The organism is Campylobacter sp. 2018MI13 (assembly GCF_018501135.1).
Classification (GTDB): Bacteria; Campylobacterota; Campylobacteria; order Campylobacterales; family Campylobacteraceae; genus Campylobacter_E.
The window spans coordinates 1-1,284 of record NZ_JAHCZC010000148.1; the positions used below are offsets into that span (position 1 = coordinate 1).

Consider the following 1,284-nt stretch of genomic DNA (forward strand, 5'->3'; position numbering starts at 1 on the left):
GTAAATTTTATTATCAAAATGAAAAAAGTTTATGGCAATACTTAAACCCTGATGAAAAAAAAGTTTATATTACTAAAAATGAAGTTGTAATAATTGATGATGACTTAGAACAAGTAATTATTAGTAAAGAACAAATTGATTTAGCAAATATTTTAAAAAATGTTTCTTTATATGAAAAAAAAGAAGATTTTGTAATCTATAAAGCTAAGTATGATAATATAATTTATTATGTAAAAGTGCTTAATAATCTTTTAACAAATATAAGTTATAAAGATGAATTAGATAATCAAGTAAGCATAGATTTTATAAATTCAAAAATTAATTTAAAAATAAATGATGATATTTTTAAATATAGTATTCCAAAAAATTATGATGTAATAAGGTGAGGTTATGGTAATAGATATTGATTTAAAAGATAAAGCATATAAAGTTTATATAGATGAAGAATTAAAAATAAATAAAGATTATGTAATTTTAACTAATACAACTTTAGAAAAACTATACTTAAATGATATTTTACAAAAAATAGGAAAACAACCAAAAGCGATAATAGTTATACCAGATGGAGAAGAATACAAAAATCAAGAAAGCGTTAATTATATTTTAGAAGAACTATTTAAGGCTGAAATTAGTAGAAGTGATTTGCTAATTAATCTTGGCGGTGGGGTAATTAGCGATATTGGTGGCTTTGTAGCTAGTATTTATAAGCGTGGAATAAAACATATAAATATAGCTACAACCTTACTTGCTAGTGTTGATGCAGCAGTAGGTGGTAAAACAGGCATAAACAATGCTTATGGTAAAAATCTAATAGGCACATTCAAGCAACCTAGTGCTGTTTATATTTTCACAAATTATTTTAAGACTTTAAAAAAGGCTGAATTAAGTGCTGCTATGGCTGAAGTTATTAAAATGGCTGTTTGTTTTGATTTGGATTTTTATAACAAATTAAGCAAATTAAGTTTTGATGATATTTTTGATAATATCTTAGAATTTGTAGAAAAATCAATAAAAATTAAAGCAAATGTGGTAATAAATGATGAGTTTGAAGATAATCTTAGAATGAAACTAAATTATGGTCATACTTTTGCTCATGTTATAGAAAATGAGACGAATTATAAAGGCTATTTACACGGAGAAGCTGTTGCTATTGGTATGGTTATGGCTAATAAATTGGCTTGTAATTTAGGTTTAATTTCAAAAGAATTTGAAATAAGTATTTTAAATACTTTAAAGAATTTTAATCTACCTACATTTTATAAAATCAATTCATCTTCTAAATTC

General features: G+C 23.6%; 2 protein-coding genes. Both read left to right on the plus strand.

Annotated elements, in window-relative coordinates; all coding sequences use genetic code 11:
- Positions 1 to 386: outer-membrane lipoprotein carrier protein LolA (locus tag KJQ99_RS09370; protein WP_214150662.1), on the plus strand; the 386-nt coding region annotated here is incomplete at its 5' end.
- A gap of 4 nt (positions 387 to 390) precedes the next feature.
- A partial coding sequence (aroB, locus tag KJQ99_RS09375; RefSeq protein ID WP_214150663.1) for a 3-dehydroquinate synthase occupies positions 391 to 1,284 on the plus strand: 894 nt, incomplete at its 3' end.